Raw genomic sequence first — 15,696 nt, 5'->3', positions numbered from 1 at the left:
ACGCCGAGGAACTGACAAACCCTGCACCAGCGGTGAAGTCAGCGGTAACACTTTGTGCACCAGCAGCATCGAAGGAATGCGACAGCGTCGCAACACCCGCGGAGACTGTCACCGGCGAACCAATGGCCGTGCCGTTCGACTTGAACTGCACCGTACCCACAGCATTGTTCGGAGCAACCGTCGCAGTCAGATCAACCGCCGTACCCGTGATCGCCGTCGCCGGAACCGAGAGCGACGTCGTGGTCTCGACATCGACCGGAGCCGGATCCGAAACGGTCACCGTCTGAGCGGACGCCGAGGAGCTGACAAACCCTGCACCGGCGGTGAAGTCAGCGGTAACGCTCTGAGCGCCAGCAGCATCGAAGGAATGCGACAGCGTCGCAACACCCGCAGAGACTGTCACCGGCGAACCAATGGCCGTGCCGTTCGACTTGAACTGCACCGTACCGACAGCGTTGTTCGGAGCCACCGTCGCGGTCAGATCAACCGCCGCACCCGTGATCGCCGTCGCCGGAACCGACAACGACGTCGTCGTCTCCACATCGACCGGAGCCGAAGCAATGCTGATTGTCGCAAGCGGACCCGCGCCGGCATTGAGCGGTGTGGTGTCCTTGTTCTCGCGGGGCGAGCAACGGGTCGGCGCCCACTGTGTACCAAGGAAACTCGCCTTTGCGAGCTGAGTGCTGAAGTTTTCGCTGGCACCGAGGTTGCCGGCCGTACCCGCGGTCCTCACCTTCGGTTGGATCACTCCCGTCGCACCAGCGACCATTGTTACGTCGACTGCGGGAAGCCGGAACCAGGTGTCTCCGTTGCCGTTTGTCGAGCCATCGAGGTTCTTCTTGGACTTCGGTACTCGAATACCTCCCTCCGAGTTGGTACTCGTCGTCGGACTGTTGCCGATCACCTGGTTGTTTCCGGACAGCCGAAGGATCCCGCCGCTACCGTCGACGTTGCCAGAGTCGTTGACCCTGAGAACGTTCGGTGCGACGCTGTCGAGTCCGACCGAGGTGCCCGCGACGACGGCCGCGGAAACGAACGTCGCGTTGGCCGGGATTGCGTAGTCGACCTTGAGACGTGACAGGTTCGTAGTCGTCGCGCCGGAATCCTTGTCCGGATACGACGTTCCGCTCGGCTGAATTCGGTAGGTGAAAGTCTCGCCGGGTTGGACAGAAGCGGGTGCGTCGACCGTGATGAGGTTGTCGGTGACCTTGTGGACGTCTCCGATGATGGAGCCTGCGACACACGCTGTTTTGAAACCGGTGGTCGAGATCGCGGCGGATGCGGGCGTGCCGATCAGCAGCATCCCCGCGACCATGGCGGTTCCGGTTATGGGCACGGCGAATCGCCGCAACTGAGAGATTTGGGGCATGGGCACTTCCTTCGGAAGGGCAAACATAAGCAGTGGATTCGGACAAAACGTGTGCGCGCCGTCACAACATAACGAAAAAACTAGTACGTGTACTACTTTTGGCAAGACACTTGTCCAATTCACCCCGGACTCACCCTCACATCACCTGACGGGGGATGGAAAAGCAGGGTATGGAAGCCCGATTGAACGCAAAACTAACGCCAAAGCGGTCTATCGACAACGCTTTTGGTGGTCAACTCGTCAATCGGCGGGAAAAATTTGATATTCCGCCAGTTCAGAAAAAGTTCCAAACCTACCAGTACGAAAGTACGAATCAGGGCCGCGACGGAGTCCGTCGCGGCCCTGATGGTGTTGGTTCAGCGTGTCAGCGAAGCACATCCGTGCCGACAAACGGCACCAATGCCTCGGGCACTCGCACCGAGCCGTCGGCCTGCTGATGATTCTCGAGAATCGACACGATCCAGCGCGTCGTTGCCAGGGTGCCGTTGAGAGTGGCAGCCGTCTGCGGCTTGCCGTTCTCGTCGCGGTACCGAACTCCGAGGCGGCGGGCCTGGAAAGTCGTGCAGTTGGACGTCGATGTCAGCTCGCGGTAGGTGCCCTGCGTCGGAACCCATGCCTCGCAGTCGAATTTACGCGCAGCCGAAGAACCGAGATCTCCGCCGGCGACGTCGATCACGCGGTAAGGAACGTCGATGGCGGCCAACATGTCTCGCTCCCAGCCGAGGAGACGCTGGTGTTCGGCGTCGGCATCCTCGGGACGGCAGTACGTGAACATCTCGACCTTGTCGAACTGATGGACACGGATGATGCCGCGGGTGTCCTTCCCGTAGCTACCGGCCTCACGGCGGAAGCACGAGGACCAACCGGCGTAACGCTTCGGGCCTTCGTTCAGTTCGAGGATCTCGCCCGAGTGGTAGCCGGCCATGGGTACCTCGGAAGTTCCGACAAGGTACAGGTCGTCATCCTGCAAGTGGTAGATCTCGTCCGAGTGAGCACCGAGGAAGCCGGTACCCGCCATGATTTCCGGGCGTACGAGCACCGGCGGAATCATCATCGTGAATCCGTTGGCGATCGCCTTCTGCGCAGCCAACTGCAGCAGTCCGAGCTGGAGCATGGCTCCGTAGCCGGTCATGAAGTAGAAGCGCGAACCCGCAACCTTGGCGCCGCGTTCCATGTCGATCAGGCCGAGCGACTCACCCAGCTCGAGGTGATCCTTCGGCTCGAAGTCGAACTTCGGAATCTCACCGACGTGTTCGAGCACGATGTAATCGTCCTCGCCGCCGGCCGGCGCACCTTCTTGTACGACGTTGGAAATCGCGCGGTGTGCGGCGTCGAGCGCGGCCTGCGCCTCGTGTTGCGCGGCCTCGGCTTCCTTGACCTTGGCCGCCAGTTCCTTGGAACCCTCGAGCAGCGCGGGACGCTCCTCCGGAGATGCCTGTCCGACCTTCTTGCCGAAGGCCTTCTGCTCTGCGCGGAGGTTGTCTCCGGTCAGAACGGCAGCGCGTCGGGACGCGTCGGCTTCGAGCAGAGCGTCGACCAGTCCTGGATCTTCTCCACGGGTGCGCTGCGACTCGCGGACGATTTCGGGGTTCTCACGGAGAAACTTGAGGTCAATCACGACTTCGAACTTTACCCACTCACCGCAGCTCGCCGACGGTCACGTCCACGTCGGAGAGGGGGAGATCACGATTCGAGCAGACTCAGGTAGTCCTCGCGTCCGAACATCCGAGCCGCGTCGACGGCCGTCGGGTGTCCGCCTTTCGGGTCGGCTCCCCCGCTCACCAGCGCTTTCACCACCGCATCCTCGCCCTTGAAGACGGCCCCGGCGAGGGGCGTCTGGTTCTTGTCGTTGGGCCGGTTGACGTCGGCGCCGCGCTCGATCAAGGCAACGACGGCGTCAGCGTGACCGTGATACGCCGCCAACATGACGAGCGTGTCGCCACTCTCGTTGGTCAGATTGACGGGAACTCCAGCATCGACGTACGACGCCAGCCCGGCCGCGTCGCCGGTTCGTGCCATGTCGAAGAGCCGGCCCGCCAGCTCGACAGCCTCGGGATCGAGTGGGGTGTTTTCGCTCATGACTACAAAATACTCACAGACGCGTTTGTGAGTTTTGTAGTGAAGGTTCGATATCGCCACGGCAACAGGCATGATGGAATCGATGTCCGAAGACAAGATCGAGAAGTCGCCAGATCCGGCAGATCCCCAGGGGACGCCGGCGAAGAAAACTGTCTCAGCGAGTCGCACCCGTCGGGTCCTGGCTGCTGTGGCGGTAGGTGCGGTGGTCGCCGCGATCGCAACGATCGCGATTTCCGGCGGATTGAACAAGGACGACTCGTCCTCGGTCAGTGTCAGTGGTGGCGGTCCAGCAGCGACGGGATCTACTCGCGACGACGCCTTCACCGCGGCTGCGGCCGGCGACTGCCTCAACTGGACGCCTGCGACCGAGTCGGGCGGGGACCGCACGGACATGTCAAAGGTTCAGTGCGGAACTGAACACCGCTTCGAGGTTGCCGGACCACTCGACCTGTCGGTGTTCCCCGGCGCCGAGTTCGGCCCCGGTTCCCGGTACCCGGGCGCCCTTCGATTCGCCGAACTCCGCGACGAGCACTGCACACCCATCGTCATGTCCTACCTCGATTCGAAGTTCGATCCCAAGGGCAAGTTCAGCGTCGGCCTGATGTTCCCGAGCGAATCGGGTTGGGCTTCGGGCGAGCGCGCACTGCGTTGCGGCTTGCAGTTCTCGACCACGACCGGCGAACTACAACCGTTCGTGGGCCGCGTGGCGGACCAGGACCAGTCGAACGTGTGGGACGTCGGCACGTGCATCGGCATCAACCAGAACCTCCCGACCGATCCGGTCGATTGCGCGAAACCGCATGCATACGAGGTTATTTCGGTGATCGACCTCGGCACTCAGTTCCCGGGCGCAATGCCGTCTGTCGAAGATCAGGACCGTTACCTCGAGGGCGTCTGCACTCAGGCGTCCAACGAGTACCTTGGTTCCGCTGACGCGCTTCGCGACAAGACGCTGACGCTGTTCTGGGACAACATTTCACTGGAAAGCTGGTTGGCCGGTAGCCGCCGAGTCAATTGTTCGATCGGCAAAGAGGTCGAAACCGGCGGGTTTGCCGCGATCACCGGAAGCGCCAAGGGCGAAATCCTGATCAACGGCGCCGCTCCGGTCCCGCCACCCGCTGCACCGGAAGGTCGGTCGTTGCCGACGCCGTTGCCCGGCGCAGCTCCGCCGTCGTAAGCCATGACGGTGACTATGACGCCCGACCGGTTCGAGGAACTGGTCGGCGAGGCGCTCGATCTGATTCCGCCCGAACTTGCCAAGGCCATCGACAACGTCGTGGTGCTTGTCGAAGCACGTGACGAGGAAGAACCGGGGCTGCTCGGTTTGTATCAGGGCGTCGCTCTGACCGAGCGGGATTCTCATTACGGTGGGTACCTGCCGGACACGGTCACTATTTTCCGCGATTCGATACTCGACATCTGTGCATCCGAGGACGAGGTTGTTCACGAGGTTGCCGTGACCGTCATCCACGAGATCGCGCACTACTTCGGTATCGAAGAAGACAGATTGCACGAACTCGGCTGGGGCTGAGGGCAAAGTCGTCCGATTTCGGGGGAACCAAAAGCGGCCGGCATGCATCAAACTATGTGCGGGGGGGATTTCTACGGCTGTGTGCACGACCTCCCGGCCACTTATCCGCCCTGGTCAGGAAGGAGTTCGGCACTATGTACGTCGACCCTCAAGCCCTAGTTGCCGCCGCAATGGAACTCGAGTCTGCGGCGACGCGATTGCGCGGAATCGTCTCTACTGCGCAGCCGACGCTACGCGTTCTCCCAGCCGGATCCGAGGAAGTGTCCGGTAGCGCGGCAAATTACTTCAACACCATCTCGGGCAGCCTTGCCTCGTCCACCGATCGGGCAATCGAGGAGCTCACCGCGGCTGCGGCAGCTCTGCGCAAGAATGCAGCTGCCTACGAGCTCGAAGACCAGCTCACCAAGTCCAGCCTGGCAGTCGCACCGATCTGATCGACAGAAATCGAACTCGGCAACTCGGCAACTCGGCAACACAGTCACACTTCCTGGGGGGAAGAACAATGGTCGGCATCACCGGCGTCATCTGGTATCCACGGGGCGCAGCACCCAACTCTGCAGCACTGGTCGCCGGGGCCGGGCCGGTCCCTCTCGGTGTGGCGGCCGGGGCCTGGTCCACCGTGTCGTCCGGACTGACCGACACCGCTGCGTCCATCTCTCGCGTGATGGCGGACCTTCGCACCGGGTGGTCAGGAGAAGCCGCGGATGCCGCGTTGAGCAAGTTCGCACCGTTCCAGGAATGGGCTGCCTCGGCCGCGCTGCTCGCGGGAGAAACCGCTGGTAAAGCCCAAGTGCAGTTCGGTTCCTACACCGTCGCCACCCTGGCCATGCCGTCCCTGGCGGAGATCGCGGCGGTTCAAGCGGCCAAGGTCGCCGCGTACTCCATCGGCGGGGCCCTGGTCGGCGGGGCCGCTGCCGCCGAGGCTGCCGAAGAAGCACTCAAAATTCGAGCGGCGGTGACGATGGAAACGTACGACGCCGCAACGACGCATCTGGCCGTGCAGCAGAACTTCGACTCACCACCGTCCATCGCGGAACCCACAGCTGGGGCATCCGCTTCGGCCGAAAGCCCAGGCAACGCCGCACGACAGTCCGTCGCGCAAGCGGCATCAACGCTCGCTGACGTAATCGCGGATCCCGTGCGCGCCGCAACCGCTGCTGTCGCATCCGTAGTTTCCAACCCGGTATTTGCCGCCGCTGCCTCACAGGCCGGTGCCATCTCCGGTGGAGCGTCGGCCGCCGTCAGTGCCGCGACCACCGCCGTCACGGGCGCCACCACTGCCGCATCAACTCTCGCGACGGCCGGAGCAGGACTCACCGGACTGGGCGGCGCAGGTCTCGGTGGCGCAGGGCTCGGCGGCGCGAGACTCGGCGCTTCCACACCATCACTGTTCGGCACCCCGTCGGCAAGTCGGGCAACGGCACAGGTCAGCGCAGCTTCCGCGACCACCGGAGCCGGAGCATTCGCGGGCTCGTCGTCGAGCAGCAGCACCGGCCGGCACGCTCTTCCGGATCCCTCCACCGGCCAGAGCGCCGCGCGCCAGAACCCCGTGACCTCGCCGGTTCAGGGCACCGTGGATACCGTCAAAGTGGATCCGTCCCGAACCGCGGGCGGATCTGCGCCGATCGCCGGCGGCCGTCATGCGGCCCAATCTGAAGACGAGACCGAGCACGACACACCTGATTACCTGAAGCACTTCGAGCACTTCGCCGACGGCCGAACAGTCATCCCGTCCGTGATCGGTGGCGCACTCGAAACTGCAGAGCGTTGATGGTGGACCTCGGCACCTCACCTGATGGGTGGAATTTGCCTGTCGTCGCCCTGTCACAGGACGAAATGGACTATGTACGTGAGCGACTCGGGCTCGATGCGCTTCCCGTGGTTCTCGGTGGCGCGACGGTTCACGCCAGTGCGAGCGCTCACCATACGGCGATGCAGTCCGCGGCAGATTCACTCTCCGAGCGCGATCTCCTCCCCGGCGGGGAGATCCATCACGAACTCAGTGCCCGCCTGCGCGTCCTGACCCACCCCAAGTGGGAGTTGGCGCTGCGTCGGCATGTCGGTGGAAGGATTTCACGCCTCTGCGTCGCACAGGGCGAGTTCCTTTGTGTCGAAGCAACTTCAACCGATTCTTCGTTCGCATTACGCAGTGTCACCACCGAACCAGCTGCACCCGTTGTCACCGCGCTCGGCAGCGCCGAAGCAATGCCGATTGCCGTGATCAACGCACCGACCGAGATGCTCAGCCTGGCATTCGGCGCCGGCCCGGATGCAGACAGCGTGAGCTCGGCCTTGATCAACGCCGGGATACTCGAAGATGACGCACGCCAACTGGGTAGCGCAATCGTCACATGCACTGCCTTCGCCGAATTGGTTGGAATACCACACAGTTTGGGAGCGACGACGCTCATGACCGGCGCAGTGACTGTGTACGACACCTTGGCCGGGCGGCTCGTGGGTTCGACTACTCGGGCTGCCGACGGCACCGAGTGGACGTCCATCAGTTCCGGAACACTCCATCGCCTGCGACAAGCCGTGAACGCGCTGGTAACCGAACTCGAGGAATCGACGCCGGAGACTTCCGGGTAACCTCGGGGCGTCCCTTCAACGCCCGGAGCCTTACTTCAGCATGCAGTTCTCGCGTCAACCGTCGTCACCGGGCGAACAAGGCTCGGTCGCCACGATCGACCGGCCGAACGAAGTACGGGCAACAACACCGCACCGACAAGACCTGAACGGACTGCGTGGCCTCGCCATCGGTTTGGTGGTCGTATTCCACGTGTGGTTCGGACGGGTATCGGGCGGGGTGGACGTCTTCCTGGTTCTGTCCGGATACTTCTTCGTCGGCTCACTGGTTCGACGCGCCGAAGCCGGGGGTTCACTCAACCCGGTCCCGGCACTGCGGCGGGTGTTTCTGCGGCTGTTCCCCCTGATCGCGGTGGTCAGCATTTTGACCGCACTGGGGACCGCGTTGCTGCTGCCACGCACACGCTGGGCCGATCTGGGCGATCAACTGATCGCGGTGCTCGGGTTCTTCCAGAACTGGCAGCTCGCCAGCACCGCAAGCGACTACCTGGCCGCCGACGGCTCGGTCACTCCCCTGCAGCACCTGTGGTCGATGGCCGTGCAAGGTCAGTTCTATCTCCTGGCCATCGCACTCGTCTCCGTGATCGCTTATGTGGCTTCACGCGTGAATCCCAACTATTTCCGCCCGTCACTCGCGGTCACCCTTCTGGTTCTGACCGCAGGATCTTTTCTCTACGCACTCGCCAAATCTTCGCGTCACCAAGCCTGGGCGTACTACGACTCCGGCGCCAGGTTGTGGGAATTGGCCCTCGGTGGTCTGCTGGCCGTTCTGATGACCAGCACGCGCAGTCGGCAGATCGCATCCCTGCCGTTCTCGGTCAGAGCGACGATCGGCTGGGCGGGGCTTTCGTCGATCCTGTTGTGCGGCATAGTGCTCGACGGCGCCCAGCAGTTCCCCGGCCCGTGGGCGCTGGTACCGGTGCTGGCCACTCTTGCGTTGATACTGTCCGGAGTCGGCGACGACGCACCTTGGACGTCGAAGACGCTCGCCCATCCGGCACTGACGTGGCTCGGCTCGTTCGCATTCGCGCTGTACCTGATTCACTGGCCGATTCTGGTGTTTGCACTCGTGATCTCCGGACGCCCCGAAGCCGGCCTGCTCGGCGGGGCACTGATCATCGCCCTCTCCGTCGCGGGGGCGCTTGCACTCCGGCGCCTGGTCGAGGTTCCGGTGGAGCGCGGAGGCCGCTCGCGCCGGTACACCGTCCTGGCATGCGTCGTCACCGCTGCCGCGGTCCTCGCCGCTTCGGTCGCCTGGCAGTCGTACGCGAGCAGCCAGACGACGGGCCAGCGGGCGGTCGACACCCTCGACCTCCCGACCCATCCCGGCGCACTCGCGCTCACCGACGGTGCCGAAGTACCCAAGGCGTCGATGGTTCCCTCGATCTTCGATGCGCCACTGGACCTTCCGGCCAGTACGCTCGACGGCTGTATCGCCGATTTTCTCGAGCGGGACGTCGTCCACTGCACCTATGGCGACGCCGATGCAGACAGAACCATCGCGCTCGCGGGTGGTTCGCACTCCGAGCACTGGCTCACTGCGCTCGACGAACTCGGCAAGAGTCACGGGTTCCGCGTCGACACGTATCTGAAGATGGGCTGCCCGCTCACCGTCGACTCCATGCAGACGTTGTCGGACAACGACTATCCGGATTGTGTCGACTGGTCGCGTGGAGTGCTGACCGAGTTGGCCGACGCCTCACCCGATTTCGTGTTCACGACGGCAACCAGGCCGAGTTCCGACGGCCCTGGTGACGTGACGCCAGAGTCGTACGTTCACGTCTGGCAGGAACTGGAGCGCGACGGTATCGACGTCCTCGCCATCCGCGATACCCCCTGGCTGCACCACGACGGCGTCGCCTACCGCGCGATCGACTGTCTGGCGACAACCACGTCACCCGATCACTGCGCGATGCCACGGTCCGAAATGCTCAGCGACGTCAATCCGGCGCCGTCGGCAATTGCCGATCTGACCAACGTCCGCCTACTCGATCTCAGCGACGGTGTGTGCGGACCGGAGTTGTGCCGCGTCGTGGAGGGAAATGTGTTGGTGTATCACGATTCCCACCACCTGACAGCCAGCTACGTGAGCACACTTTCCGCTGAACTCGGGCGCCAACTGAGCGTCCAGACCGGTTGGTGGTGAAGCAGTCCGGTCAGCCCATCACGTCGTCGGCGCCGGGGATGAGTCGGTGCTCGAACGGCGGGTTGACGGCTCCCCAGCGTAGGCACTCCCAGCCGCCATCAGCTGAGGGCAACAGTTCGACGGTCTCGGTGTTGGCCAAGTGGTTGTTGGCTGCGAACAGTCCGGGGACACCGGCAAGCTGGGCGGCGACAAGACGAATCGCAGCACCATGACTCACCACGACGATGTCGCCGCCGTCTCGTGAGCCTTCGAGAAATTCTTCGCGCAGCGCATTGACGACGGGGACGTACCGTTCCAGGACGTCGTATCCCGTTTCACCGCCGGGAATGCGAGCGCCGAGGTTGCCGGTGTGCCAGTGATGGAACGTCTCCATGAACAGTCGGTGCGCGGCCTCGTCGGTGCGATCCTCGAGGTCACCGGCCTGGACCTCGTGCAGTCCGTCCCGCACATCCAGGGATACACCGGCGGCCTGCTCCACAAAACCTGCTGTCTGCCGGGCACGCAAAGCCAAGGACGATACGAGCGCCAGAGGAGGAGCCGAAGCCAGGCCGATGCCCAACGTCTCGGCCTGCGCCAACCCTTCCGGCGTGAGCTTTGCTCCGGGCAGAGCGGTGTCGAGACGTTTGGCGACATTCGCCTCCGTCTGACCGTGCCGAACGAGGATGAGCCTTCCGGTCATCGTTCTCCCCCTCCATGCTTGAGTTCGTCGATCCACCGAATCGCTTCTTCGTCCGAAGGAGGTTGTGGCCCGGTCGAATTCGCTGTCGCCCACGACCCCAGGAAGCGGACTCCGGATTTCCGATGCAGTGCACGCATCGCCTCGGCCACCAGCGAGTCCTCGACGTGTCCGACGCAGTCCACGAAGAACCGGTACGTACCCAATTCCGTTCGCATCGGACGCGATTCGATCCGAGTCAGATCGATACCGCGAGCGGCGAATTCGGAGAGTGCGCGCACCAGGGAGCCTGGAGCGTTGTCGAGGTGAAGCACCAGCGCGGTGCGATCGGCACCGGTCCGTTCGGGAACCGGAGCCGGCTTGGTGACCAGCACGAAGCGTGTACGGGCGCCGCCCACATCGGCGACGTTGTCCGCCAGGCTGTCGAGTCCGAGCATCTGACCGGCCAAAGCCGTGGACACACCGGCATCGACCGTTCCGGCCTGCACGTCCAGCGCCGCACCGGCGTTGGACGAGGCCAACACCACCTCGGCCTGGGGCAGGTGCTCGGAGATCCAACCGCGGACCTGTGCGCCCGCATGCGGGTACGCGCCGATCGTGCGGACCTGGTCGGCGGTGGTCCCGGCCCGAACCAGGATGGAGAAACTCACGTCCAGATCGGTTTCGGCGACGATCTGCAGGGGCGAACCGAGAGCGAGTGAATCGAGCGTCGGAGCTACGCCGCCTTCCACCGAGTTCTCGAAGGGAACTACGGCCCCGTCCACGGAACCGTCGCGAACCATGTCGAGAGTCGCCGGCGGACTGCCGGCCGGTACTCGCTCGACGGTTTCGCCGAACGCGCCCTCAGCCTCCAACTGGGCGAGAGCTATCTCCGTGAAGGTTCCCGACGGACCGAAATACGCGATTCTTGGCACGCCTAAAAGATTACGCATCGACCCACGCCGGTCACTGCAAACCCGCGGCACGCAGAGCCGTTTCCACCGCAGGCAGATCCGCGACCTCGATCGTGAGCAGCACCTCGCGCATCGCGGACGCGGCTTCCGGGATCAGCGCGGCGAGTTTTTCGGGCTTCGGATCGACTATCGCGGCGCGCACGTCGTCGCCGCGCAGTGCAGCGACGGTGCCACACAGTAGGGCGATCACCTCGTCGCCGTCGGCTGCGCGGGCTACGAAACCGACGGACTCGTGCGCGAGTACCGCCAGGAAATCAGCCACTTCGGTGGGCGTACGACCGGCGGCGAGTCCGGGGATCCGTCCACCTTCACACAGGCGCAGCGCCGCTTCGGCGGGTGTCAGATCCTCTTCGCCGCCGTCGACGTACACCGCGAGCGGAGCGGGCAGACGTAGCGCGATCGCGTCGTCGATCTGGTCGGTGGTGACGTCGACGTCGAAACGGACGGCCTCGTACGACGCTTCCGTGTCCGCACGCAGTTCTTCCGGATCGATATCGAGGCGAACGACAACCCGGCCTGCTGCTTCGCCACCGACCAGCGCCGAAGCCGGAACGACCGGGAGAAAGAGTGCTTCGAGAAGTCCGCGCGAGTTTCTCGGGGCGGGCAGCCCGAGTGAAAGAGGAATGGCCACAGACAAACCGTAACCCCGGCGCAGGCGGCGGATTCCACGCGAGTTGCGCAAAAGTCTTGCGATTCACACCGAAGCGCCTTAGGTTAGGGTTACCTCATCATCCGATGGAGTTCGAGAGAACACCCGCCAAGGGGGCAGCATGGCAACGAAGACCAGCACCGGCCCGTCCACCGCCGAACGCGTCCGCAGCGCCTGTGTGCGCGCACAGGACGCAGTTCTCGCCATCGAAGGCAGCGATCCCACCGTCACGTCGGTGCATCACCTGCGTTCGAACGGTGACGTCGTCGTTGCAGTCCCACATGCCTCCGCAGCTGCGGCCCTGGCCTGGAACTCCGGCGGCGGCGGACTGCCTGCCGTCCTCGAGATCACCGATCACGCACCACTGCGTCTGCGTGAGCCCGTGCGCTCCCTCGTGTGGCTTCGCGGCTCGTTACACGCCGTGCCCGACTACGAGGCACGCGTTCTCGCCGACGACGTCGCATCCGAACATCCCCACCCGGGGCTCCTCGACATCGGCCACACCTCGGTCCTCCTTCGCCTGAGCCTGGCCTCGGCCGTTGTCGCCGACTCGACGGGCGCAGAGCCCGTCGCCGTGGACGAACTGCTGAACGCCAGCCCCGATCCCTTCTGGGAAATGGAGACGGCGTGGCTGCAGCATCTCGACGAAGACCACCGCGATCTCGTGGACCTGCTCGTGCGCAAGCTTCCCCCGTACATGCGCACCGGACGCGTTCGCCCACTCGGCATCGACCGCTACGGACTGCGCCTGCGGGTCGAGGATCACACCGGTGACCGCGACGTGTGGATGCCGTTCGCCAACCCCGTCGACGACGCTCCCGCACTGAGCCGCGCCATCCGAATGCTGGTCGGGTGCCCTTTCCTCAACGGCCTCCGATCGGGTGGCGCTGCAAACGGCTAGCGTTGCGCGGGTGAATGCCCGCGAAACCGTCCGCACCTGGTTACGGCCGCCGTCTCCCGTTCGAACCGGCCCGGAACTAGATCCCGCCGCCAGACGCGGAATCCGGATCGAGATCACCATCGTTCTGCTGGTCACCTTCGGGCTCAGCGGATTGTCCGGGATCCTTTCGCTCGCCGAATCCTTGGCGACGCCGGTTGCGCTCTCGGATCAGACGGTTGCACTCAACCCGTCGCGAGCTGCCATCGACTGGATCGACCTGGCGCGCCAATTACTCGGCGTTGCAAAGCTTCTCGCGTGGGCAGCGCTGGGACTCTATCTACTGTGGCGTTCGGGGATCGGTCCACGTGCTGCGGGCCTGACTCCCAAACCTCGATTCGGTCGCGACATAGCTCCGGGATTCGGCCTCGCCGCTGTGATCGGCCTCCCCGGACTCTTGTTCTACCTCGTCGCTCAGGCACTGAGCATCAACCTCACCGTCCAAGCCAGCGCGCTCGACGACCACTGGTGGCGGGTTCCGATCCTCGTACTGTCCGCAATCGCAAACTCGGGCGCCGAAGAGGTACTGGTCGTCGCCTACCTGATCACTCGCCTCCGAACACTCGGCTGGAGCGAGAACAAATCTCTGCTCGCGTCCTCGCTCCTGCGCGGTAGTTATCACCTCTACCAAGGGTTCGGCGGCGGTGTGGGAAACGTGATCATGGGGCTCGTGTTCGGTCGATACTGGCAGCGCACCGGCAAGCTGTGGCCGCTGATCATCGCCCACGCGCTCATCGACATGGTGGCGTTCATCGGTTACGCCCTCCTGCGCGATCACGTCTCCTGGCTGCCGTGACCGGTACCGTGAACTGGTGACCGGCGACTCCGAATATCCTCAGCGCCCTCCGCGGCGCCAGCCGCCAGGGCCACCTCCGCGGCGCCAGCCGCCCCCGCGTGGACCGATGCCACCCCGTCAGGGCCCACCCCCGCAGCGGCGCCCCCCGATGCCGCCCGAAGGGCCGACGGTCATTCGCCGCGACGGACGTCCACCGCAGCAGAATCCGGCCAATCAGGCCTGGTCACAGGTCCCACCAGAAGCGCCGCAGCAACCCAGGCGTGAGGACTGGGCGCCGACCCAACGCCCGCAGCCGTTCCAGGACGACCCCCGCAGGCAGGGGCCGCCGCGTCAGGATCCGCAACGCCAGGCGAAGTACGCACCCGCGCCGCCGCGCCGAACCCCGCCGAACGCCCCGCCTCGCCCTCCTGAACCCCCGAAGCAGCGACGCCCACGCAAGCGTCGTAGCTGGGGTAAACGTATCGGCATCACGTTGTTGGTCTTGCTGCTCGCGCTGGCCGGCGCGGTCTATTACGTCGACAGTTCGCTCAATCGAATCGACGCGCTGCCCGACTACGCGGGACGCGTCGCCGATACTCCGGGCACGAACTGGCTGATCGTCGGCTCCGACAGTCGTGAGGGACTCACACCCGAGCAGGAGCAAGCGCTTGCGACAGGTGGTGACACCGGCCCCAAGCGCACTGACACGGTCATCTTGGTCCACGTTCCCAAGAGCGGGAAGACGACGATGGTCAGCATCCCTCGCGATTCGTACATTCCGATTCCCGGCTACGGCTCGGACAAGATCAACGCCGCCTTCGCTTTCGGTGGTGCCCCCTTGCTGGTGCAGACCGTCGAGGAGGCAACCGGACTTCGCATCGACCACTATGCCGAGATCGGATTCAGCGGGTTCGCCGGCATCGTCGACGCCGTCGGTGGCGTCAATGTATGCCTGACGCAGGCGATCGACGATCCGCTGGCCGGAATCAACCTCCCCGCTGGATGCCAGGACTTGAAGGGTTCGGATGCACTCGGGTTCGTGCGGACCCGAGCAACCGCGCTCGCAGACCTCGACCGCATGAACAACCAGCGCCAGTTCATGTCGGCGTTGCTGTCGAAGGCGACGAGTCCGAGTACGTTCCTCAATCCGTTCCGGTTGTGGCCGCTCGTCTCCGATACGGCCAAGTCTTTGCAGGTCGACGAGGGCGATCACATCTGGAATCTGGCCTCACTCGCCTGGGCGCTTCGCGGCGGGATGACCACCACGACGGTTCCCGTCGCCGGTTTCGAGGACGTGGACGGGTCGGGCAACGTGTTGTTGTGGGACAAGGCACGCGCTTCGCAATTCTTCGACGCCCTGGCCAACGATCAGCAGATTCCGCAGGATCTGATCACCACGGGGTGATTGCCCTGAGTTTCGGTAGTACCCCGGGAGGACAGGCCGAGCGAACAAATCGCTTTCCGGCAGGACGCGGAACGGCCGGCGGAAAAATACCGTGAAGGTATGAACACAGCACACCGCCGATTCCGCACCGCCGCCGTCATCGCCGCCTCGGCCGGAGCGGCTTTACTGGCCACGTCCTGCTCGGGCACCTTCGACAAGTTCGACGAGTCGAAGGCATACAAGAAAACCGAAACCTTCTCTTTTGCAAAAGCATCCAACGGAATCGACACACTGCCGAGTTGGGTTCCCGCCGGCGCGACGGGTATCGACGAGGTCATCCGCACCACCGGCAACGAACGCATCCTGCGCATGACTGCGAACATCACGGAGATAGATCACAACAGCTGCATCGCACGACCTACCGTCGAAACTCGTCCGGCATCGCTGTCCGCACAGTGGTGGCCGACGGGGGTCGAGAAGGGCAGTTCTTTCCAGTGCGGCGACTGGTACGTCGGCGAAAAGGACTCGTTCGTCTACGGATACCGGCCGGAAACTCTCGACTTCATCATCGATCAGCTCGACAACAAGTAGCTCCCTGTCCGTGCCGCCGA

Annotated in this window: 16 protein-coding genes; 10 read left to right on the top strand and 6 right to left on the bottom strand. The window is 64.1% G+C overall.

From position 1 onward, the window contains the following. From AC1DVN_RS08705 to AC1DVN_RS08695, 3 genes are all read right to left on the bottom strand, one after another. On the bottom strand, window positions 1-1,369 hold a 1,369-nt coding region (locus tag AC1DVN_RS08705), incomplete at its 3' end, for an Ig-like domain repeat protein (RefSeq protein ID WP_477993713.1). A 364-nt stretch (window positions 1,370-1,733) separates the two neighbouring features. Next, entirely contained in the window at window positions 1,734-2,987 is a 1,254-nt protein-coding gene (gene serS / locus AC1DVN_RS08700; RefSeq protein WP_477993712.1) for a serine--tRNA ligase, read from the bottom strand. Window positions 2,988-3,052: 65 nt separating this feature from the next. Beyond that, on the bottom strand, window positions 3,053-3,448 hold the full coding sequence (locus AC1DVN_RS08695) for an ankyrin repeat domain-containing protein (protein WP_003945404.1): 396 nt from the start codon (window positions 3,446-3,448) through the stop codon (window positions 3,053-3,055). Between the two features lie 70 nt (window positions 3,449-3,518). Between AC1DVN_RS08695 and AC1DVN_RS08690 the strand changes: the two genes are divergently transcribed. The 6 genes from AC1DVN_RS08690 to AC1DVN_RS08665 all read left to right on the top strand — a co-directional run bounded on the left by AC1DVN_RS08690 (window position 3,519) and on the right by AC1DVN_RS08665 (window position 9,711). Then, window positions 3,519-4,625, top strand: coding sequence for a septum formation family protein (locus AC1DVN_RS08690; protein WP_019746391.1), 1,107 nt, complete (start codon window positions 3,519-3,521; stop codon window positions 4,623-4,625). Window positions 4,626-4,628: 3 nt separating this feature from the next. Then, window positions 4,629-4,979 (top strand): metallopeptidase family protein, encoded by a 351-nt coding sequence (locus tag AC1DVN_RS08685; RefSeq protein ID WP_007736028.1) that lies wholly within the window; start codon window positions 4,629-4,631, stop codon window positions 4,977-4,979. Between the two features lie 134 nt (window positions 4,980-5,113). Then, window positions 5,114-5,413, top strand: coding sequence for a PE family protein (locus tag AC1DVN_RS08680; RefSeq protein WP_046377729.1), 300 nt, complete (start codon window positions 5,114-5,116; stop codon window positions 5,411-5,413). A gap of 68 nt (window positions 5,414-5,481) precedes the next feature. Then, window positions 5,482-6,750 carry a PPE domain-containing protein gene (locus AC1DVN_RS08675; protein WP_477993711.1) on the top strand — a complete coding sequence of 423 codons (1,269 nt, stop codon included), beginning with the start codon at window positions 5,482-5,484 and terminating at the stop codon, window positions 6,748-6,750. 65 nt (window positions 6,751-6,815) lie between these two features. Next, on the top strand, window positions 6,816-7,568 hold the full coding sequence (locus tag AC1DVN_RS08670) for an ESX secretion-associated protein EspG (RefSeq protein WP_477993710.1): 753 nt from the start codon (window positions 6,816-6,818) through the stop codon (window positions 7,566-7,568). Between the two features lie 40 nt (window positions 7,569-7,608). After that, the gene (locus AC1DVN_RS08665) at window positions 7,609-9,711 is read left to right on the top strand and encodes an acyltransferase family protein (RefSeq protein WP_477993709.1); all 2,103 of its coding nucleotides are present in this window, start codon (window positions 7,609-7,611) and stop codon (window positions 9,709-9,711) included. 10 nt (window positions 9,712-9,721) lie between these two features. On the opposite strand, the gene AC1DVN_RS08660 is transcribed toward AC1DVN_RS08665, so the two are convergent. Genes AC1DVN_RS08660 through AC1DVN_RS08650 form a run of 3 tightly spaced genes read right to left on the bottom strand, consistent with a single transcriptional unit; the run spans window position 9,722 to window position 11,971 of the window. Beyond that, window positions 9,722-10,390, bottom strand: a complete 669-nt coding sequence (locus AC1DVN_RS08660) for a histidine phosphatase family protein (RefSeq protein ID WP_019746386.1) — start codon at window positions 10,388-10,390, stop codon at window positions 9,722-9,724. Further along, complete coding sequence (gene pheA / locus AC1DVN_RS08655; protein WP_097388053.1) at window positions 10,387-11,301, bottom strand: prephenate dehydratase; 915 nt, start codon at window positions 11,299-11,301, stop codon at window positions 10,387-10,389. The genes AC1DVN_RS08660 and pheA overlap by 4 nt, the downstream gene beginning before the upstream one ends. Before the next feature lie 31 nt (window positions 11,302-11,332). Further along, a complete protein-coding gene (locus AC1DVN_RS08650) occupies window positions 11,333-11,971 on the bottom strand; it encodes a hypothetical protein (protein WP_069146676.1) in 639 nt (212 codons plus the stop codon). Between the two features lie 139 nt (window positions 11,972-12,110). Here AC1DVN_RS08650 and AC1DVN_RS08645 point away from each other — a divergent pair, with 139 nt between their 5' ends. From AC1DVN_RS08645 to AC1DVN_RS08630, 4 genes are all read left to right on the top strand, one after another. Beyond that, window positions 12,111-12,890 carry a DUF2470 domain-containing protein gene (locus AC1DVN_RS08645; protein ID WP_019746383.1) on the top strand — a complete coding sequence of 260 codons (780 nt, stop codon included), beginning with the start codon at window positions 12,111-12,113 and terminating at the stop codon, window positions 12,888-12,890. Between the two features lie 10 nt (window positions 12,891-12,900). Continuing rightward, window positions 12,901-13,722, top strand: coding sequence for a CPBP family intramembrane glutamic endopeptidase (locus tag AC1DVN_RS08640; RefSeq protein ID WP_069146677.1), 822 nt, complete (start codon window positions 12,901-12,903; stop codon window positions 13,720-13,722). 148 nt (window positions 13,723-13,870) lie between these two features. Next, complete coding sequence (locus tag AC1DVN_RS08635; protein WP_477993708.1) at window positions 13,871-15,106, top strand: LCP family protein; 1,236 nt, start codon at window positions 13,871-13,873, stop codon at window positions 15,104-15,106. 99 nt (window positions 15,107-15,205) lie between these two features. After that, on the top strand, window positions 15,206-15,676 hold the full coding sequence (locus tag AC1DVN_RS08630) for a hypothetical protein (protein ID WP_020968095.1): 471 nt from the start codon (window positions 15,206-15,208) through the stop codon (window positions 15,674-15,676). Window positions 15,677-15,696: the final 20 nt, after the last annotated feature.

The sequence above is a fragment of the Rhodococcus sp. P4_E4 genome, assembly GCF_056401575.1.
The sequence above is the reverse complement of the archived record's forward strand: the minus strand, read 5'-3'. Positions and strand labels throughout refer to the sequence as shown.